14 protein-coding genes, 2 pseudogenes and 1 riboswitch are annotated in these 19,833 nt (G+C 76.1%); of the genes and pseudogenes, 7 read left to right on the plus strand and 9 right to left on the minus strand.

What is annotated here, in order from left to right; all coding sequences use genetic code 11:
- Positions 1 to 158 precede the first annotated feature (158 nt).
- Together IHE55_RS07150 and IHE55_RS07155 are read right to left on the minus strand one after the other, a co-directional pair.
- Positions 159 to 854 (minus strand): permease prefix domain 1-containing protein, encoded by a 696-nt coding sequence (locus IHE55_RS07150; RefSeq protein ID WP_197988260.1) that lies wholly within the window; start codon positions 852 to 854, stop codon positions 159 to 161.
- Positions 851 to 1,192: a PadR family transcriptional regulator gene (locus IHE55_RS07155; RefSeq protein WP_197988261.1), complete on the minus strand. Its 342-nt coding sequence runs from the start codon at positions 1,190 to 1,192 to the stop codon at positions 851 to 853. Before IHE55_RS07155 ends, IHE55_RS07150 begins: the two co-directional genes overlap by 4 nt.
- A 116-nt stretch (positions 1,193 to 1,308) precedes the next feature.
- On the opposite strand from IHE55_RS07155, the gene IHE55_RS07160 reads away from it, so the two are divergent.
- The 3 genes from IHE55_RS07160 to IHE55_RS07170 are packed head-to-tail and all read left to right on the plus strand — an operon-like array spanning position 1,309 to position 3,070.
- Positions 1,309 to 1,872 carry a hypothetical protein gene (locus IHE55_RS07160; RefSeq protein ID WP_197988262.1) on the plus strand — a complete coding sequence of 188 codons (564 nt, stop codon included), beginning with the start codon at positions 1,309 to 1,311 and terminating at the stop codon, positions 1,870 to 1,872.
- Positions 1,869 to 2,498 carry a hypothetical protein gene (locus tag IHE55_RS32540; RefSeq protein ID WP_307826543.1) on the plus strand — a complete coding sequence of 210 codons (630 nt, stop codon included), beginning with the start codon at positions 1,869 to 1,871 and terminating at the stop codon, positions 2,496 to 2,498. Before IHE55_RS07160 ends, IHE55_RS32540 begins: the two co-directional genes overlap by 4 nt.
- Positions 2,465 to 3,070, plus strand: coding sequence for a helix-turn-helix domain-containing protein (locus IHE55_RS07170; RefSeq protein ID WP_197988263.1), 606 nt, complete (start codon positions 2,465 to 2,467; stop codon positions 3,068 to 3,070). The genes IHE55_RS32540 and IHE55_RS07170 overlap by 34 nt, the downstream gene beginning before the upstream one ends.
- A 356-nt stretch (positions 3,071 to 3,426) precedes the next feature.
- On the opposite strand, the gene IHE55_RS07175 is transcribed toward IHE55_RS07170, so the two are convergent.
- From IHE55_RS07175 to IHE55_RS07185, 3 genes are all read right to left on the minus strand, one after another.
- Positions 3,427 to 4,521 carry a prenyltransferase/squalene oxidase repeat-containing protein gene (locus IHE55_RS07175; protein ID WP_197988264.1) on the minus strand — a complete coding sequence of 365 codons (1,095 nt, stop codon included), beginning with the start codon at positions 4,519 to 4,521 and terminating at the stop codon, positions 3,427 to 3,429.
- Positions 4,518 to 5,249, minus strand: coding sequence for a class I SAM-dependent methyltransferase (locus IHE55_RS07180; protein WP_197988265.1), 732 nt, complete (start codon positions 5,247 to 5,249; stop codon positions 4,518 to 4,520). The genes IHE55_RS07175 and IHE55_RS07180 overlap by 4 nt, the downstream gene beginning before the upstream one ends.
- Before the next feature lie 166 nt (positions 5,250 to 5,415).
- The gene (locus IHE55_RS07185; RefSeq protein WP_197988266.1) at positions 5,416 to 6,957 is read right to left on the minus strand and encodes a glycosyltransferase family 4 protein; all 1,542 of its coding nucleotides are present in this window, start codon (positions 6,955 to 6,957) and stop codon (positions 5,416 to 5,418) included.
- Between the two features lie 529 nt (positions 6,958 to 7,486).
- Here IHE55_RS07185 and IHE55_RS07190 point away from each other — a divergent pair.
- The 3 genes and pseudogenes from IHE55_RS07190 to IHE55_RS07200 form a co-directional block, all read left to right on the plus strand.
- Positions 7,487 to 8,113 (plus strand): TetR family transcriptional regulator, encoded by a 627-nt coding sequence (locus IHE55_RS07190; protein WP_197988267.1) that lies wholly within the window; start codon positions 7,487 to 7,489, stop codon positions 8,111 to 8,113.
- Positions 8,114 to 8,180: 67 nt separating this feature from the next.
- Entirely contained in the window at positions 8,181 to 8,552 is a 372-nt protein-coding gene (locus tag IHE55_RS07195) for a VOC family protein (RefSeq protein WP_197988268.1), read from the plus strand.
- A gap of 882 nt (positions 8,553 to 9,434) precedes the next feature.
- Positions 9,435 to 9,824, plus strand: a pseudogene (locus IHE55_RS07200) (response regulator transcription factor); the annotation flags it as partial.
- 327 nt (positions 9,825 to 10,151) lie between these two features.
- On the opposite strand, the gene IHE55_RS07205 reads toward IHE55_RS07200, so the two are convergent.
- From IHE55_RS07205 to lanKC, 4 genes and pseudogenes are all read right to left on the minus strand, one after another.
- A complete protein-coding gene (locus IHE55_RS07205; RefSeq protein ID WP_197991841.1) occupies positions 10,152 to 12,122 on the minus strand; it encodes an ATP-binding cassette domain-containing protein in 1,971 nt (656 codons plus the stop codon).
- 136 nt (positions 12,123 to 12,258) lie between these two features.
- The gene (locus IHE55_RS07210) at positions 12,259 to 14,070 is read right to left on the minus strand and encodes an ABC transporter ATP-binding protein (RefSeq protein ID WP_307826545.1); all 1,812 of its coding nucleotides are present in this window, start codon (positions 14,068 to 14,070) and stop codon (positions 12,259 to 12,261) included.
- A 789-nt stretch (positions 14,071 to 14,859) separates the two neighbouring features.
- Entirely contained in the window at positions 14,860 to 14,982 is a 123-nt protein-coding gene (locus tag IHE55_RS07215; protein ID WP_197988271.1) for a SapB/AmfS family lanthipeptide, read from the minus strand.
- Positions 14,983 to 15,016: 34 nt separating this feature from the next.
- Positions 15,017 to 17,826, minus strand: a pseudogene (gene lanKC, locus IHE55_RS07225) (class III lanthionine synthetase LanKC).
- Between the two features lie 345 nt (positions 17,827 to 18,171).
- Positions 18,172 to 18,307, plus strand: a riboswitch (cobalamin riboswitch).
- A gap of 205 nt (positions 18,308 to 18,512) precedes the next feature.
- Here lanKC and IHE55_RS07230 point away from each other — a divergent pair.
- Positions 18,513 to 19,811, plus strand: coding sequence for an SCO2321 family membrane protein (locus IHE55_RS07230; RefSeq protein WP_197988272.1), 1,299 nt, complete (start codon positions 18,513 to 18,515; stop codon positions 19,809 to 19,811).
- The last annotated feature ends 22 nt before the right edge of the window (positions 19,812 to 19,833 follow it).

A 19,833-nucleotide genomic window follows, 5' to 3' on the forward strand; every position in this document is an offset into this window, starting at 1 on the left:
GGGTCGCCGTGGTCCCCGTCGGCGGGGCGCCGTTGTCCCCGTCGGGGGCGTCGTTGTCCCCGTCGGGGGCGTCGTTGTCCCTCTCGGGTGGGTCGTTGCCCCCGGGCGGGGCGCCGTGGTCCCGGTCGGCGGGCCGGCGGCGCCGTGCGGCGGCCGGGTCAGGTCCCGGCGGGGCCGGGTTCCGGCGGGACGGACGGGCCGCCGCGGACGCAGCGGCGGCAGACGCGGGCCGAGGACGCCACCACGCCGTGGGAGGCAGCGGTGAGCAGGCCCGCGAGGGCGACCAGCGGCCAGTTGGCGGCGAGCGGGGACGCCACCAGCAGGGTGGCGGTGGCGAGCGCCATCGCCGTGCCGGCGGCGGTGCCGGTCCAGGCGGCCACCTGGGGAAGCCGGCGGGGCGTGGGCAGCCGGCGGGCGAGGGTGCCGGTGACCGCCAGCATCACCGCCCCCAGCAGCGCCGCGGTCACCGCGACCCCGGCCAGGTGGAGCGCCACCACCTGGGCGGCGTGCGGCAGTTGGCGCCCCTCGCCGGGGGTGAGGATGAGGTACCAGCAGAACATCAGGAACGGGGCGGTGAGCGCGACCGCCCGGGCGGTGTGCCGGGCCTGGGCGATGGTCAGTTCCCGCTGGCAGCCGGGCACCAGCTCCGCGGGCGTGCCGAACTCGCGTACCGCCTCCCGGGCGGCGACGTGGTACGGCGTGTCCGGGCCGTGGTAGGCCGCCACGGTGTCGGCGAGGCCGTCGCGTATCTCCTCGACGAGCCGGGCCTTGGCCCGGGCCGGGCCGTGCAGGGCCGCCGCCAGCGTGGCGGCGTACTCCTCGACGGGGTCGGCCGGCCGGCCGTGGGTGCTCATACCGCGGGCCGCGGCGGGGCGGCGGGGTTGAGCACGGAACCGATCGCTGCCGTGAACTCCTGCCACGCGGTGCGCTCGTCGGCCAGTGCCCGCCGGCCGGCGTCGGTCAGTTCGTAGGCGCGGCGTCGCCGCTCGCCGACCGACTCCCAGGAACTGCGCAGCAGTCCGAGCCGCTCCAGCCGGTTGAGCGCCGGATAGATGGTCCCGGTGCGCAGGTCGAGTACGCCGCCGCTGCGCTGCTGCACCGCCGTGATGATCGCGTAGCCGTGCAGCGGTCCCGCTTCCAGCACGGCGAGCAGCAGCCCGTCCAGATGTCCCCGTACCGCGTCCGCCCTCATGAGTAGGCAGCCTACACAACCGGGCTCCGAGCGTGTTATCTATTGGCAGCCAACCTATTGGGGACCGACGCATTCACGTGCCATTCCCGGTCCCCGCCGTCCTGAAGGGGCGAAGTGTGACCAAAGTGCTGCTGTCCGTCCATGTCCTGGCGGCGATCCTGGTGGTCGGGCCGATCACCGTGGCCGCCTCGCTGTTCCCCCGCTACGCCCGCCGGCCGGCGCCCGGAGCCGGCGACGGTGCAGGTGCCGGTGCCGGTGCGCCGGAGGGTGCCGGTGCGCCGGACGGCCGCGGGCCGGCGACGGCCGCGCTGCTGCACCGGATCTGCCGCGGCTACGCCGTCGCGGGGATCGCCGTCCCGGTCTTCGGCCTGGCCACGGGCGCGCAACTGGGGGTGCTCACCGACGCGTGGCTGATCACCTCCATCGTGCTGACCGCCGTCGCCGCGGCGGTGCTGGTGCTGGCCGTCATCCCGGGCCAGCGGCGGATGCTGGCCCTCGGCGCGGGCGGCGACGCGACTGTGGACCCGGCCGGGGACGGCACAGCGAAGGCCCCGGCCGGGGACGGCGGGCAGCGTCGGGCGGCGGCCCGGCTGGCGGCCGTCACGGGCGTCTTCAACATCCTCTGGGCGGTCGTCGTGGTGCTGATGATCGTCCGTCCCGGCTCCACGACGGGGGCGTGACCATGAGGAGCGACGGCCTGATGCGCGTACTGCGGGTGGCGGCCGGCGCCGAGCTGGCCACCCTGGCGGCGTTGCTGGTCAACCTGGCCACCGTCCACACCGAGGTGGTCAGCTCGCTGGGCGGCCCGCTGCACGGCATGGCCTACCTGGTCACCATCGCGACCACCTGGCAGGTCACCACCGCCGGTGCACGGGCCACCCGCTGGTGCGCGGTGCTGCCGGGCATCGGCGGCCTGCTGGTGCTGCGGCGGCTGCGGTCCCGGCCGCCGGCCGACAGGGTCCCCGGCCCGCCCGTGACCCCACCGCCGTCCGCCCTCCGACGGCCGGCCCGGGGGACGGCGGGCGCACGGGCGGGCCGGGCGGCGGCACGGGCGGGCAGGGCCGCCACGGCGCCCGGGTTGCGGACAGTCCGGCCGGCGCCCCGGAGTCACGGGTGGCTGACGGGGGCCGGTGCCGCCGGGCCCCGCCGTACCGTCCGGTGCGCCCCGCTGCCCCGCGCCCCGCTGCTCCGGACCGGCCGAGCCACCGCACTCCGGTGCCCCTGGCAAACACAGTTGCCGCGACCGGGACGGGAGGCGTCCAATGGACCGCTGTGGAGACCTCCCCCGCCATCGCCCGGGCCCTGACCGAGGTCGGGCCCCGCCTCAAGCGGCTGCGCACCCGGCGCGGCATCACCCTGGCCGCCCTCTCCGAGGCCACCGGGATATCCAAGAGCACCCTGTCACGGCTGGAGTCGGGACAGCGCCGGCCCAGTCTGGAGCTGCTGCTGCCGATCTCCCAGGCCCATCAGGTGCCGCTGGACGAGCTGGTCGGCGCCCCCGAGGTGGGCGACCCCCGCGTCCGGCTCACCCCGAAGACGGTGAACGGCAACACCGTCCTGCCGCTGACCCGGCAGCCCGGTCCGCTCCAGACGTTCAAGATGGTGCTGCCCGCCACCCGCGACACCCCGGACCCCTGCACCCACGAGGGCTACGAGTGGCTCTACGTGCTCTCCGGGCGGCTGCGGCTGGTGCTCGCCGACCATGATCTGGTGCTGGAACCCGGTGAGGCGGCCGAATTCGACACCCGGCTGCCACACTGGTTCGGCAGCACCGGCGAGGGTCCCGTGGAGGTCCTCAGTCTCTTCGGCCGGCAGGGCGAGCGGATGCACGTACGCGCCAGGCCGCGGCGGCGGCAGGCCGGGGAGCCGGGCGACTGAACCGCGGGCCGGACCGGGCCGGCCGTTCCCGCCGCCACCGCCCCGCCCAGGCCCGGTTCTCGGCCTCGCCGCCAACTCCCCCGCCCGCGCCCGCTCCTGCCCGGCCGTCCTCGGTCCTGCCCGGCCGGTCCTGCCCGGCCGTCCTCGGTCCTGCCCGGCCGGTCCTGCCCGGCCGTCCTCGGTCCTGCCCGGCCGGTCCCTGCCCGGCCGTCCTCGGTCCGGCCCGCGCGTCCGGACCCGCCGCCCCGGCATCCCCCGGCATCCCGACAACCCACGGCACCCCGCAGCCCCGGCCGCGGAGGCCGCCGAGGCCGCCGCGGCAGCCGCGGAGGCGGCCGGGCACCGGCGCACCGGCGTCAGCAGCAGCCGGGTTCCAGGCCGGTGGGCAGCCGTTCGCCGCCGAAGACCGCGGTCGTCGCCTCGTCGCCGCCGAGCGCGGCCACCGCCAGCAGCAGTGAGCCGGCGGTCCAGGTGGTGCGCTCCTCCGGCCAGATCACCCCGTCGTCGAAGACGTACCCGGTCCAGTACATGCCGTCCTCGGCGCGCAGGTGCGGCTGGATCCAGCGGAGGATGTCCACCGCGCGGTCGGACTCCCCCACCGCCCAGAGGGTCAGGGCGAGTTCGCAGCTCTCCCCGCCGGTGATCCACGGGTTGGGGACGACGCAGCGCACCCCGGTGCCGGGGACGACGAAGCGGTCCCAGCCCTCCTCGATGCGCTGCTTGGCGGCGGGGCCGGTGAGCGCTCCGCCGAGCACCGGGTAGTACCAGTCCATGGAGTAGCGGTCCTTGGCGAGGAACCGCTCGGGGTGGCTGCGGATGGCGTGGGCGAGCAGCCCCGCGGAGACCTCCCAGTCCGGCTGCGGCTCCTCGCGGTGCTCGGCGATCGCCAGCGCGCAGCGGAGCGCCTGGTAGACCGAGGAACTGCCGGTGAGCAGCGCGTCGGTGACGGGTGTGCCGTCGGCCTCGCGCCGCCAGCCGATCTGGCCGCCGGGCTGCTGGAGGGCGAGGACGAACTCGACGGCGGCGACCACGGTGGGCCACATGCGGTCCAGGAAGGCGTCGTCGCCGGTGGACAGGTAGTGGTGCCAGACACCGACCGCCACGTAGGCGCAGAAGTTGGTCTCCGCCCCGCGGTCGGTGGGGTGGTCGGTGTCCACGCCGCCGGGGGTGTCGGGGTAGGCGGCGTACCAGGAGCCGTCGGGGTTCTGGTGGTCGGCGAGCCAGCGGTACGCGGCCTCGGCGCGCTCGTGTTCGCCCGCGGTGTCCAGGGCCATGGCGGCCTCGACGTGGTCCCAGGGGTCCAGGTAGTGGCCGCGGAACCAGGGGATGGCGCCGTCGGAGCGCTGGACGGCGGCGATGCCCTCGACGGTACGGAAGGCCTCCTCGGCGGTGAGCACCCCGGGCAGCGTCAGGCGTTCGGTGCGGCCGGGGCCGGGGCGGGAGGAGGTCACGCCGCCGCCCGGGGCTGGTGCGGCTTGGTGGCGTAGGCCACGAAGCTCTTGCCGATGAGCGGGTTGAGGGCCTGTTCGGCGAGCCGGGTGGCGCGGGGCTTCTTCATGATGTCCCAGACCAGCAGCTTGTGGTACGCGCGGACCGGCAGCGCCTTGTCGTTGTCCACCCCGAAGGCGCACTTGAGCCACCAGTAGGGGCTGTGCAGGGCGTGGGCGTGGTGGGTGCCGTACGGACGCAGCCCGGCCTCGCGCATCTTGGTGAGCAGTTCGTCGGCGCGGTAGATGCGGATGTGGCCGCCCTCCACCTCGTGGTAGGCGTCGGAGAGCGCCCAGCAGATCTTCTCCGGCCCGTAGCGGGGCACGGTGACGGCGATCCGGCCGCCCGGCCGCAGCACCCGGACCATCTCGGCCAGGACGCCCTTGTCGTCCGGGATGTGCTCCATGACCTCGGAGATGATCACGACGTCGAAGCTGTCGTCGGGGAAGGGCAGGGCGAGCGCGTCGCCCTCCATGGCGGTGGCGGTGGCGCCCGCCGGGGCCTCGCCGGCCTCCTTCATCGCCGCGAACCAGCCGGCGACCTCTTTGATCTCGTCACCGTTGCGGTCGAGGGCGACGACGTGCGCACCGCGCCGGTAGCACTCGAAGGCGTGCCGGCCCGCGCCGCACCCCAGGTCGAGGACGCGGTCGCCGGGAGCGAGGGGGAAGCGGGAGAAATCGACGGTCAGCAATGGGGTCAGCTTTCGTCCGGCGGATCGGGAGGGGTGATCGCTGGTCGGTGTCGGGTCGGGTCGGGTCGGGTCGCGGGTGGCGGCCCCGGCTGGTACGTCGGGGGCCGGGCCGGCGGTTCAGGGGAGTTCAGGAGGTCCGGGATGGCGGGGTTCGGGGTGTCGGAGGTCAGGGGGTGTCGGCGGGCAGGGGTGACTCGGATCGGGCGCAGGGGCCGGCGCGCGGGCGGCAGGGCCGGGACGCCGCCGGGCGGGAGGGCGGCCGGCCGGGACGGCGGGGCCGGGGTGCCGGGGCACCGGCCGGCCCCGGTGGGGTCAGGCGCACCGCCGCACCGGTCAGGTGTACTGCCGTGGCGGGGCGGCGGACGGTGCCGGGGCGGGGGCGGCGGACGGCGGTGCGGCGGGCGGCGAGGCGCTGCCGGCCGGCGGCGCGCTGCCGCTCGATGGCGGCCCGGTAGTGCTCGACGGTGCCGCGGGCGGCCTGCTCCCAGGTGAAGCGGCTCAGCACCCGTTCCCGGCCGGCGGTGCCGAGCCGGCGGCGCAGCGCGTCGTCGCCGAGGAGCCGGGTGAGGGCGGCGGCCAGGGCCTGGGAGTCGCCGGGCGGCACGGCCAGGCAGGTCTCCCCGTCGGGGCCGGCGACCTCGGGGATCGCGCCGCCGGTGGTCGCCACCAGCGGGGTGCCGGTGGCCATCGCCTCGGCGGCGGGCAGCGAGAAGCCCTCGTAGAGGGAGGGGACGCAGGCGATCTGTGCGCCGCGGATCAGGTCGACCAGCTCGGCGTCGCTGATGCCCTTGACGAAGCGGACCGCGTCCTGGAGGCCGAAGCGCTCCATGGCCGCGGCGACCGGGCCGTCCGAGGGGCGCTTGCCGACGACCACCAGATGGGCGTCCGGCTGCTCGGTGCGGACCTTCGCCAGCGCCTCGACCAGGTGGACCAGGCCCTTCAGCGGTACGTCGGCGCTGGAGGTGGTGACGATCCGGCCGGGCACCTCGGGGACGGCCGGATCGGGGGAGAACAGCCGGGTGTCGGCGCCGATGGGGACCACGTGGACCCGGTGGCCCGGCACCCCGAGGTCGTCGATGATCTCGCGGCGGGAGGAGCCGGAGACGGTGAGGACGGACGGCAGCCGTCCGGCGACGCGCTTCTGCATCCGGGTGAAGCCGTACCAGCGGCGCACCGACACGCGGCGGCGCCAGTCGGCGGCGGCGGCCAGCTCCAGCCGGCGGTCCACGGTGATCGGGTGGTGGATGGTGGTCACCAGCGGGAAGCCGGCCCGGTCCAGGCCGAGCAGCCCGTACCCGAGGGTCTGGTTGTCGTGCACCACGTCGAACTGCCCGCGGCGGGCGGCCAGATGGCGGCGGGCGCGGAGGCTGAAGGTGAGCGGCTCGGGGAAGCCGCCGGTCCACATGGTGGCGACCTCCAGCGCGTCGATCCAGTCGCGGTACTCGTCCAGTCCGGGCGTGCGGAACGGGTCGGGCTGCCGGTACAGGTCGAGGCTGGGCAGTTCGGTGAGGGTGACCCGCCCGGGCTCCCCGGGACCGTCGTCCACCGGGTCCAGGACGGGGTACGGCTGGGCCCCGATCACCTCGACGCGGTGGCCCAGACGCGCCAGCTCACGCGAGAGATGGCGGACGTAGACGCCCTGGCCACCGCAGAACGGGTTCCCCTTGTAGGTGAGCAGCGCGACGCGCAGCGGCCTGTCGCCGGTCACTCGCGGCCCCCTTCTCGGTGCAGTTCAGCGGGAGCGTATCTGCAAGCAAACCGCTAGAACAAGTTTCACTTCCAGATCGCCGGAGGTTCACGAAGATACCCGCCCCCGGCCGCCGGACCCGGAGCGGGCCGGGTGATCCGCGCCACTGCCGCCGCCCGGGCCGCCCCCGCCACCGGCACCCGGCGTCCGACGAGGCCGCCGGCCCGGACCCGCCGGGCCCGTGTCGCCCGGCGCACGCGCCGCACCAGCGAGGACGGCAGCGGAGGGCGGCGCGCACCGGGCCGCACGGGGCCCACCGGGCAGGCCCGTCGGCCGTCCGCGCGCCGGCCGGCCGCACCGACGCTGCGTCACCTGACCGGCGAGTACCGCGACGCGCGGCAGGAACCTGCCTCAACTGGGACGACGGGGGCCCGGGCGGCCGTCGCGGCGCTAATCTGGAACACGTTTCAGTGACTCGCGCCACTCCGGCGGCCCTGCCATCATGCACGGTGTCCGCAGCCCGCAGACGGAACGGACCGAAGTGGGACAGATGACCGCAGTAGCCAAGCCGGCCCCCCTGCCGCTGACCGAGCGGCAGGAGGCCCGACGCCGCCGGATTCTGCACGCCAGCGCCCAGTTGGCCGGCCGGGGCGGCTTCGACGCGGTGCAGATGCGCGAGGTGGCCGAGGTGTCGCAGGTGGCGCTCGGCACCCTCTACCGCTACTTCCCGTCCAAGGTGCACCTGCTCGTCGCCACGATGCAGGACCAGCTCCAGCAGATGCACGAGACGCTGCGCAAGCGCCCGCCGACCGAGCCGGAGCCGGCGGCGCGGGTGGCCCAGACGCTGATGCGCGCCTTCCGCGCGCTCCAGCGCGAGCCCCAGCTGGCGGACGCCATGGTGCGGGCGCTGACCTTCGCGGACCGCTCGGTGAGCCCCGAGGTGGACGCGGTCTCCCGGCTCACCACGGCGATCATCCTGGACGCCATGGGGCTGACCGGGACCCCGACGCCCGACCAGCTGTCGGCGGTCCGGGTCATCGAGCACACCTGGCACTCGGCCCTGGTCACCTGGCTCTCCGGCCGGGCCTCCATCGCCCAGGTGAAGGTGGACATCGACACCGTCTGCCGGCTGATCGACCTCACCGCCCCGGCACCCCGCCGAGGCGGGGACGCGTGAGTCCGGCGGTCCGCGCGCTGCCCCTTGGCCTGGGGTCCCGAGAGTCACCGACCGGCCCGGAGCTGCCATGCCACCGCGGATGAAGCTGTCAGCGATCACACTCGACTGCCCGGATCCGCTCGCGCTGGCGGCGTTCTATCAGCGGGCCACCGGCCTCGCACCGCATCCGGGGTCCACCGCCGACTTCGCCGGCCTCCGCACCGAGGACGGCCTCTTCATCGGTTTCCAGCGGGTGGACGACCACCGGCCTCCCCACTGGCCCGGCTCGGCCGTTCCCCAGCAGCTCCACCTCGACTTCGACGTCGACGACCTGGACGAGGCCGAGTCGTGGCTCCTCGAACTGGGCGCCGGCAAGCCGGAGTTCCAGCCCGGCGGGGAGCGCTGGCGGGTCCTGACCGATCCGGCCGGGCACCCCTTCTGCCTGGTGGCCAAGGGCTGATCCCGCCCCGGCGGGGCGGCAGCCGGGAGTCACCCGGCGACCCCGCAGGCCGGGACGTCCGGCCATCCGTGCCCACCGAAGTGCCCTTGGCCGCGGGTGGTCGGCCCGCGCGGGCAGGCCCCGGCGGGCGCCGGAGGGTTGATCGTTCCGGCGCCTCCGCCACCCCGGTCCACACCCTCCCCCAGGGGGGGGCGCGAAGTTATCAATGCGCGCCCCCAAAGAGCTTCCTCAGGCCGGGTGAATGCGCCCCAGTACCCCATGAATCGGGTAACCGACGGTTTAGGTAGGACCGTTCCCACGTACCTATGAATCCGGCCCGTGTGTTGACAACCGTTCTCACGGGCAAGGAGGGGCAGACATGATTCGGGTTCTCGTCGTGCACGATTCTTGCTTGATGCGGTCGGCGCTCGCGTCGCTGATATCCCGGGAGCCTGACTTGGAGGTCAGGGAGACGGCCTGGGACACCGCGCTCAGCAGTGCGCACGCTTTACGCCCACAGGTGGTGGTGGTGGACACCGACTGTCCCAGATCCGGGGAGACCGTCGCCGATACCACGCTCCGGCAGCTGGTGGCCGATCCGCGAGCCGCGGGGCGGGCGGTGGAGCCGGGCCGGGCCGGGGAGACCGGAGACACCAACCCCCCGCACCGCCCGGTCGCCCGGGCCGCGACGGCGGTCCTGGCCGCGGCGGTGCCGGCGGGCCGGCCCGCGGGCCGGGAGGTCGGGCCTCCGCACCCGGGTACGCGCGGAACAGCGGCGGTGGCGCACGCCATGGGGGGCGACAGGGCGGGACACGGCGGGGGCCGGGGCGGAGACGGGGTCGGGGCGGGACAGGGGTGCCGGGGCGGGACACGGCACCGCCGGCGGGGGCGGCACCGGCACCCGCAGGGGGTGCCGCACTGCTCGCACTGGCCCGCCGGGAGCGCCCCGGGTCGCTGCGCCGGGCGTACGAGGCCCGGGCCCTGGGTTTCGTCAACCGGGACGCGCCACCCGGCCGGCTGCTGGACGGCATCCGGCGCCTCGCCAAGGGGGAACGATTCGTCGACGAATCACTGGGCTTCGGTTTCCTCCGGGCCGCCGACATCCCGCTCACCCGCCGCGAGCTGAGCGTCCTGTCGCTCGCCGCCGAGGGTGCGTCCACCGCGGAGATCGCCGGCAGCCTCCACCTGTCCAACGGCACGGTGCGCAACTACCTCGCGGCCATCACCCGTAAGACCGGGGCACGCAACCGGGTGGACGCGATACGGATATCGCGGGTCGCGGGCTGGGTGTGACCCGGCGGCGGCACCGGGCGGGGACGGGGCCGTGAGACGTGCCCGGCAGGCCGGGGCAGCGCTCGGTCCCGCCCGCCAGGCGAGCCGGGCCGGGCCCCGCCGCGCGGAGTGCGTACGGGTGAGTACGGGTGCGTACGCGTGCGTACGGGGCCGGCAGCGGCACGGGCCTTGCCCCAGGGGGGTGGGCGGCCCACAGCCACCGGGCGGGACGGTCACGCGACCGACCGATACGGACGGGGGGCTGGTACGGACGGGGGCCGCTACGGAGGGGGCCGGCACGGAGGCGGCCGGCACGGAGGCGGCCGGCACGGACGGGGCCACCCGGCATCACCGCCGGGCGGCCCCGTCCGGCAGGTCCGCACCGGGGCGCCACTGTGCCCCCTCCGGCCCGTCGGGGCACACCAGCTCGCGGTAGAGCGGGGAGCGCTCCAGCAGTTCGGGGTGGGTGCCCGACACCGTACGGGGCCCGTCCATGACCAGGATCCGTTGGGCGCGGCGGGCGGAGGCTGCCCGGTGGGCCACGACGACGAGCGTGCCGCCGGGCCGCCGGGCGAAGGCCCGCTCCACCCGCGCCTCCGCGGCGGCGTCCAGGTGGCAGGTCGCCTCGTCCAGGAGGGCCAGCGGCGCGGGTGACAGGAAGGCACGGGCGCAGGCCACCAACTGGCGTTCCGCCGCGGAGAGTTCCTCGGGCCGGACGGTACCGTGCAGGCCGCCGGCCCGCTCCCGCAGCTCCTCCAGACCCAGCGCCCCGACCACGGCGTCCAGCTCCGCGTCGGGTACGGCGCCGGGCCGGAGGTAGGTCAGGTTGTCGGCGAGGCTGCCGGTGAACACGTACGCCTCCTGCGGTATCAGCACCCGCCGGCCGGCGAGGGCCGCCGCGTCCCGGCCGGGCACCACGGGCACCCCGTCGATCCGGATCTCGCCCGCGTGGGGCCGGAGCGTCCCGGCGATCAGCGCGGCCAGGGTGGACTTCCCGACCCCGCTCGGGCCGAGCACGGCGAGATGACCGCCCACCGGCACGGTCAGGTCCATCCCGTCCAGCACCGGTACGGCCGCGGCGCCGTAGGCGAAGGAGACCGAGCGGAGTTCCACAGCGGCGGCCGTGGTCGGAGGAACCGCGGGCGGGGGAACGACCGGGAACGCGCCGGACGCCGGGCCGGACACGGACGGGCCGGGCGCCGCCGGGCCGGACGGCGGGGGGCCGGGGGGCGCGGCCGGTTCCGAGGACGCGGCGGACACGGAGCCGGTCGGGTGGGACGGGGCGGAGTGACCGGGGGCGGTGGGGCGGGGCGCGGCGGGGGCCTCGGGCCGGGGCGCGGCCGCGGTGAGCCGGCGGAGCACCACGGCGAACCTCGACCCCCCGGTGCCGAGGGCGTGCATCAGGCTCTGCAACGCCGGGAGCAGCGACGTGTGCAGGTAGCCGAGGGCACCGACCAGCGCGCCGGCGGTGACCCCGGAACGCAGCAGCCAGGGCGAGGCGGCCAGCAGCAGCACCACCGGAAGCCGTCCGCCGATGCCGACCGCGAGCACCCGGAGGACGGACCAGCGCGCCAGCACCCGGGCCGCCCGGTACTCGGCGTCGATCCGCCGTCCGGTTCCGGCGGCGAGCTGGTCCTCGGCCCCGGCCGCGGTGATGTCCCGGAGGCCGGTCGCGAGGTCGCCCAGCTCACGGGCGACCTCCTCGTCGGCGAGCAGCCAGGTCTCCTGGTGGCGGGCCATCGGCCGCAGGGTCAGCAGGAAGACGGCCAGGCCGAGGAGGAGGGGCGGGACGACGATGAGCAGCAGCACGGGGGCGAGGGTGGCCAGACCGGCGAGCGCGCCGATCGCCACGAAGACGAAGGAGCGGGAGACCAGGACCAGTCCGGCCGCGGTGTCCCGGGCGATCTCCACCTGGTGGGTGAGCCGGGAGACCGCCGCGTGGCCCCGGTCGGGGGTGCCGGCCCGGACGGCGTCGGTGACGGCGCCGCGTACCACCCGCCGTACCAGCCCGTCGCGGAGCGCCTCCACCAGCGCGGCCACCGCCCGGAGGACCCGACCGGCCCCGAAGGCGCCGGCGAGCACGGCGACGGCCGCCGCCCCCAGCCAGGCCAGCCCGGTGCCCACCCGGCCGGCCAGGAAGCCGTCGTCCACCGCCCGGGCCAGGGCGTACCCGGTGAGGAACGTCTGGGCGGTCTCCAGGAGCGACCAGCCGGCCAGTCGCAGCAGGACCGCGCGCCGTCGCCGCAGGAAGCGCGCCCCCTCGGCCCGGAGCCGCCGGCCGGCCGGCCCGGGCCCCTCCTCGTCCAGCAGGTCGTCCATCCGGCCGTCCTCCCGGTCGTCCACCTGCTCGGCCGCCCGGTCGTCGCACCGGTCGTCCGTCCGGTCGGCCGCCCCCTGGGCCATGTCCCCGCCCGCCGGGCCGTCCCCCCGCTGCTCCGTCCGTCCGGCCGCCCGCTCAGCCATCGGGGTCTCCCGCACCGGCCCCGCCGGACGGGCCGGGACCTGCGAACGTGCCGGTACCGCCCGGCCGCTGGGCCCCGCCGCCCGCGGAGGTGCGGCCGGGCCCGGGAACGGCATCGGCGAGGGGACCGGGAACGGGAGCGGTGTCGACGAGGGGATCGCGTTCGGGGTCGGGGTCGGGCGGGGCGAAGACCGCCCGGTAGTCGGGGATCCGCCACAGCTCGGCGTGCGGGGCGACGGCGCGCACCCTGCCCTCCTCCAGCCAGACCACCCGGTCCGCGCGGGCGGCGGTGGTGGCCTGGTGGGCCATGATCAGACGGGTGCGGTGCCCTTCCTCGCGGGCCAGCGCCCGCGCCACCCGCAGTTCGGTCACGCTGTCCAGGCTGGAGGTCGCGTCGTCCAGGACCATCAGCCGCCCGTCATGGGCGAACGCCCGGGCCAGGCCGAGCCGTTGGATCTCCCCGCCGGAGAGCGGGACCCCGGCGCAGGGGGTGGCGTAACCGTCGGGCAGCCGGGAGATGAACCCGTCGGCGCACGCCGCCCGCGCCGCCCGTGCCACCCGGGAGGCCGGAGGTCGCGTGACGCCCAGGGCGATGGTGCCGTGCAGGGTGCCGCCGAGCAGGGCGGGCCGGGCGAAGGCGTAGGCGATGGCGCCGCGGATCTCGGCGCGGGTCAGCTCGGGCAGCGGCACCCCGTCCAGCAGCACCGTGCCCCGGTCGGGGTCGGCGAGCCGGCCGGCGACCGCCGCCAGCGCGGATTTCCCGGCGCCGGAGCGGCCCACCACCGCCGTCGAGGTGCCACCGGGCAGCGCCAGGTCCACACCGTCCAGAACGGTCCGGCCTCCGGTGCTGAGGGTGACCGCGCGCAGCTCCACGGTGCCGTCACCGGGCGGCAGGGTCCGGTCGCCGTGGGGGATGACCGGCGCGGCGAGGAGTTCGGCGACCCGCGCGGCGGCGGTACGGGCGCGGACCAGCGCGCCGAGCCGGCCGACCAGTCCGCCGAACCCGGTGGCGAGCACGGCGTAACGGGAGGCGGCCAGCAGGCTGCCGACGCTCAGCGCACCGGCGTCGAGCCGGATGCCGGCGACGGCGATCACGGTGATCTGGAGCATCGGGACCAGGGCAGCCGCCTGGGCGGTGGAGCGGCTCTGCACCCGCCAGACCCGGTGCCCCTCGCGGCTCAGCGCGGGCAGGGGGCTCAGCACCCGGCTGATCTCCCGGCGCGCGGTGCCCGCGGCGGCGATGGTGCGGGCCCCGTCCAGCGCCTCGGTGAGGCGCCCCGCGATCTCGCCCTGGGTCCGCTGGTAGCGGGTGAGGGAGTCGCCGCTGTCCCGTACGAAGCCGCGGAGCAGCAGTCCGAACAGCGGCAGGCCGACGAGGAGGCCGACGGCCGTCCAGGGATCGATGAGGGCGAGGGCGCACACTCCCCCGACCGGGGTGATCACGGAGGAGAAGGTGGCGGCGAGGGCGGCCGGGGCGGTGCCCGCCTGGGCGGCGCTGCCGACCAGACGGGCGACCAGGTCACCGGCGGGCGGCCCGCCGCTGCGCGGCCCGGCGTCGAGGGTGTGACGCACCGCCCGGCGGCGGATCCAGGCGGTGGCCCGGGCGTTGGTGCCGGCGGTCAGCGCCACGTCGCAGGCGTCCAGGACCACGATGGCCACGGTGAGGGCGACGCAGCCGAGGAGCCAGTGGTGGGTGCGCGCACTCTCCGGGTCGGCGAGCAGCAGGTCCAGGGTGCGGCCGAGGGCGGCCGGCAGCACCAGGTGGGCGACGGCCGAACCGGTGGTGGCCAGGGTGAGGAGCGCCACCCGGCCGGCGCTGTGCCGCAGCGCCCCGGACAGCAGCCGGTACGCGGCCCGGTGGCCGTCGCCGGTCCCTTCCGCCTCCGGCCCGGAGGCGTCCCCCGGAGCGGAGTGTGTCCGGCGTGCCGGAGGCGCGAGAGGGGCGGGGGCCGGGGGAACCTCACCCGGCTCGGGGCCCGCCGGTCCGGGGCCGGTGCGGCCGGAGGCCGTCGGCCCTCGGTCGGCGGCGCCGGGGGCCGACGGAACGCGCCCGGCGGGACCGGTATCCGCCGAGTTTGTCGAGGCGGGGGCCGTCGTGCCGGAATCCGCGCCGGAGTTCGGGGCGAGGTCCGTGACGGAGTTCAGCAGGGTTCGGGGCCGGGTCTCGGGGAAGTGCGTGGGGACGTGCGCGGCTTCACCCGTCGCGCCGGGTTCCGCGTCGGCGTCGGGGACGGTGCGCTGCGCGGTGGCGGGGTCCGTCCGCACGGAGTCACCCGCCGCCGCGGTGTCCCGGCCCGCGGACAGCTCCGTGGTGGGCCGGTCGGCGGACAGGTCCGCGGTGGTTCGGTCGGCGGACGGCTCCGTGGTGGGCCGGGCCGCGGGCCGCCCGGCGCGGGCGCGCGTCCCGTGAGCTGTCTCGGCGGTGGTCCCGCCGGGGACGGGCTCGCTCGGGGCGCCTCCGGTCGGAACGCGTCGGCTGGGGGTGGCCATGCGGGGCGGTCCTCACGCTCGGACGGTGCGGGTCGTCGCGGTGAGCGGCCCCGGCCCCGGGCGCGGAGAAGTCTCCCGCCCGGGGCCGGTTCCGGATCCGCGAGGTCAGAGGCAGATCAGGAAGCTGTTGCTGCTGTTGGCGTCACAGGCCAGCAGGCTCAGGCTGCTCTCGTCGCCGCCGCTGTTGCTCTCGGTGGACTCCAGGTTCTGCAGGTCGAGCAGGGCCATGTCGATTCCTTTCGGTGGCGTCCCGGAGGGACGGTCATCGGGTTACGACCCCGTGGCGGGGCCGGCTCTGGGGCCGCTGGGTGAGCGGCGGGAGGAAGGGCAGTCCGACCGGTTCGTCGTGCCGTGCCGCGCCGAGCGCGAGCAGGCAACCGGCGGTGCCGGTGCCCAGGTCCATGGAGAGGCGCATCATCTGGTCGCCGGGGAAGGCGAGGTGTCCCTGGTAGGGAATGCCGTACCAGGCGAGAGCGCGGACCTGGGCGTCGAGGTGCGCGGGTTCGGCACCCGGGGTGGTGGTGCGGCTGAGGTGGAGCACCATCCCGGCCCGCCCGTTGAACAGGCCGGGCTGGGCGTAGTACCGGTACCGGGCGGCGGGCAGCACGTTCACCGCGGCGGCCCGCAGCTCCTCGTCCGCCCTGCGGGCCAGGTAGCTGTCGAGCACCATCGCGATGCCGACGCTGCCGCCGCCGAGGTACGGCATGGTCCGGATGCCCTCGTCGACCAGGAGGGTGCCCCTGCGGTCGGTGACACAGCGGTCCAGGTCGGCGCGGAGGGCGCCGGCGGCCAGGTCGAGGAGTGCCGGGTCGCCGGTGGTCTCGTGTCGCCGGAGGAAGAACAGGGCGGGGCCGGAGGCGCCGTGCAGCAGACCGGCCCGCTTCCCCGGGCTGGTCCGGAGGCGGTCGGCGAGTATCGTGACCGCCTCCTCGGCCCGGTCGTGCAGCGCCGTCTCACCGGTGGCGCGGGCGAGGTGGTCCAGCGCCAGCCCGACCCCGGCGAGACCGCCGTACAGGTCGGCGCCGAGCCGCTGCCATTTCTCGTCCAGCACCCGTCCGACCAGGTCCAGGGCGCGGTCGCGGTGGCCGAGCCGGTCCAGTACGTGGGCGACGCCGGTGAGTCCGTCGTAGAAGCCGAGCGGTGTGCCGGGCGGCGGGGGCGCGGTGCGGGCGAGCAGCCACTCCTCCCCCTGCTCGAACCGGCCCGCGCCGGTGGCGTCGAGGGCGTACAGCACTCCGGCCGCGCCGTGCGCCACCCCGAGGCCGCCGCCGTCGGCGAACTGTGCGATGTCGCCCGGGAAGAGACGGTCGTCCCGCTCGGGGGTGGCGGAGGCGAGGATGGCGCGCACCATGGACTCCCGGCTGCGCGGCCAGTCGTCGGGCTCCACCGGCAGGTACCGTGCGGCCCCCCGCCCGCGCGCCGGCCGCTCCCCGGTGCCGGGGTCCACCGTGCCGGGATCCGCTTGGCCGGGTGCGGCTCCGGTGGCCGGGGCCTCGGGGCGGGAGAGGCCGGGGTGCCGGGGCGGGGCGCCGCGGTGACGGGGCGGCCGGTGGGGGCCGCCCGGCCGGTGATGACCGCCACCGCCTCGTCCAGCAGGCTCCGGTCCACCGGGAACTGCGCCGCCGCCACTTCCGCCAGGTGTTCCGCCTTGTCGCGGTCGATGACCAGCACCGAGGTCATGGGGACGAACAGCGCCAGCCGCAGACAGGCGAGCGCGTACCGGTCGACGTCGTACCCGGAGCGGTCGGCGGGGGCGATGAACCCGGGGTGCGCCATGGCCTGCCGGCGCCCCTCCGTCACGTCCGCGGCGGCCTCGAAGTCCAGCAGCTTCACCGACTGTTCGTCGGGCGCCACCATGACGTTGAACATGTGCAGGTCGTTGAAGACCATGCCCTGGTCGTGCACCACGGCGACGGCCCGCTCGACCGCGGCGTGGATGTCCAGCGCCCAGCGGGTGTACTCCGCCAGCGCCTCCGGGTCGGGGTCGGTGCTCAGCAGCGGGTGGCGCCGGGCGAAGAAGGAGTTGAGGGTGTTCCCCGGGAGGTACTCCATCACCAGGAAGCGGTGGTCGCCCAGGGTGAACCAGTCCCGCACCTCGGGGGCCACGCCGAGCCCGGCCAGCCGCTCCAGCGCCGCCTTCTCCCGCTCCAGCCGCTCCACCGCGTCGGCCCCGTCGGCGGCCAGCCCGGCGTGCGGCCGGGCCTCCTTCAGCACCACCTGCTCCCCGGTGCGGGTGTCGGTGCCCCGGTAGACCCCGCCCCCGTTGGAGAAGTGCAGGGCGCTGTCGATGCGGTACGGCAGGTCGCCGACGGTGGTGGCGTTGCGCGCGGCGAGCTGCGGCTCCAGGAACGCCGGCAGGGTCACCCAGTCCGGCACGTGGAAGGTGGGGTCCCGGCGGTCCGGGACGAGGCGGCCGGTGTCGTCCTCGATCGCCGGGACGAGGGCGCCGCTGCCCTTGTCGTCCACGCAGTAGCGGTGGGCGAACCCGCCGTACCGCACGTAGAGCGGGCCGTCGTTCCACCGGAGGTCGGTGAGGATGTACGGGCCCGGCTCCCCCTCCAGGATCTCCCCCAGCTCCCGGAGCACCCGGTGGAGTTCTTCTTCGTCGGCGGGGTAGAGGGTGGCGAATTTCCCACTGGAACCCCGGCCGGCGTATTTGGAGTTCCGTAAGTGGAGGGCGTGCCGGGTGGGCACGAATTTGAAGGGTATTTCCCGGGGAACGCAGTAGTCCCACACCCGGGCGGCGGTCTTCTCCGCGCCGTCGAGACAGGCGGAGACATGGATCTTCCAGCCCTGGAGCGGACGGCCGGGCCGCGGCGACCCGTCCGGCCGGACCGGGTTGACGTGGAACCAGTCCCCGACGAGAAAGGTGCGCCATCCGTCGGGGACCGGGCGCAGGGCCGTCTCGTAGAAGGCGGCGGACGGCGGGGACACGGCCGGGCCGGCGGCGTGCTCCGCCGCGGCGGAGCCCTCCTCCCGCGCCGGGCCGGTGGCAACACGGCGGGAGAGACGGTCCGGCGTCTCGTAGAAAAACCGGTCCACGAGGCAGAAGACCTCGTAGCGCTTGTCCATCGCTCCCCCTTCGGCGGCTGCGATCGAAACGATTCCACGGCGCCGAGATGGAACACAGTCACATTTGTCATCAAGAACCTATGCGGAACGCATGAGTAACCTGCGCCCCGCCTTTCCGCGGCGGCCCCCTCCACCGCCTCCACCGCGCGAGCCGCCGCCCCCGGGCGCGCCTCCCCGGCCCATCGCTCGGCCGGCTCACCGGCGGACACCGCGCCGCGCCGCCCCCGCCGGCCGGGCCCCCTCGTAGGCCGGCCCGACGCCCTCCTCGGCCGCCCGGCCCCCGCACGCCGTCCCGCCCCCGCGTGCCGCCCCCGGGCCGGGGCCGGGCCCCGCTCCGGGCCCCGGTTAGAGTGTGCGTGCACAACTTCATCAGTGTCCGAACGGGAGAAGCCGGTGCGAATCCGGCGCTGGCCCGCAACCGTGAGTACGGCCCGCCCGGTGCCGTACGAGCCGGAGCGCCCGGCCGGACACGCACAAGGCTCCCGTCACCGGTGGCGCCGCGTGGGCGGCGCGGCCGGTGCGTGGCACCGTCGAGGAATGCGGAGCCGGGCCCGGTGCCTCCCCGCCGCCGGACGGAACCGGTGGGACCGCGGGTGGTCGGCCGCGCACGGCTGCGCAGCACCGCACCACCCACCGCAACGACGTCCCCCGGCACCACCGCCGGCCACCACCGGAAGGCACCGTCCATGAACGCACGCCGCAGCGCCGCGGCTCTGGCTGTCTCCGTCGTCCTGGGCGCGGCCCTCGCGCCCGTCGCGTTCGCCGACGGCTCACTCCACCGGGACACCCCGAAGCCGCGGGAGTCCGCGCTGCCCAAGGCCCTGTACGGCTCGGCGGACCCGCGTTTCGACGGCGTCTGGCGGCAGTCCCTGGCGATCCTCGCCCAGGACGCGTCGGGGCTGACGCCGCCGCCGGCGGCCGTGGAGTGGCTGGCCGGGCAGCAGTGCGAGGACGGCGGGTTCGCGGCCTACCGCCCGAAGACGACGGCCCCCTGCGACCCGGAGAAGGGCGAGTTCAGCGATGCCACGGCGGCCGCCGTCCAGGCGCTGGCCTCGGTCGGCGGCCGCGGCGCGGTGGTGGAGAAGGGCGTCGACTGGCTCAAGCGGCACCAGAACGACGACGGCGGCTGGGGGATGAACCCGGGCGGCCCGAGCGACGCCAACTCCACCGCCACGGTGATCGGGGCGTTCGCGGCCACCGGCCAGGACCCGGCCCGGGTCACCTCGGCGAAGGGCGGCAAGAGCCCGTACGACGCGCTCCTCGCGCTCCAGCTGGGCTGCGACGCCGGCGAGGACGAGCGCGGGGCCTTCGCGTACCAGCCGGACAAGGGCGAGTTGCACGCCAACCCGCTGGCCACCACGGCCGCCGCGCTCGCGGCGCACGGCAAGGGCTTCGTCTTCGACGTGCCCGAGGGTGACGAGCCGGTCGCGGCACCGTCCTGCGCGGACCGGAACGGCGACGACGGCAAGGCGCGGCGGGACCCCGGTGACGGTGCCGACGCCGCCAGCGCGTACCTGTCCGCGGTGCTCGCCGGGAACGGTCAGCACCTGAACAGCGCGATGCCCGGCCAGGAGGACCAGCCCGACGTCGGCGGGACCGCGGACGCGGTGCTGGCGCTGGCCGCGGGCGGCCACCGGGACGCCGCCGCCAAGCCCCTGACCTGGCTGACCGGCAAGGAGGCCGGGGCCGTGGCGTGGGCGAAGGACCAGCCCGCGGCGCTCGCCAAGCTGATCCTGGCGAGTCGCGCCGCCGGCGCCGACCCGCGTGACTTCGGCGGCACCGACCTGCTGCGGGCACTCGGCGAGACCGGGCCGGGCACCGGCACCCCCGCGCCCGACCCGAGCGGGACCGAGAAGGAGAAGAAGGACGACAAGGACGACGACGGGAACGGCGGCTACGGCGTCTGGTGGATCGTCGGCGTCGGCGCGGTCGCGGGTATCGGCATCGGCTTCCTGCTGAGCGGGCGGAAGAAGCAGCAGTTCTGATGGGCGCCCACCTTTCCCCGGT

It is taken from the genome of Streptomyces pactum, from assembly GCF_016031615.1.
GTDB lineage: Bacteria > Actinomycetota > Actinomycetes > Streptomycetales > Streptomycetaceae > Streptomyces > Streptomyces pactus.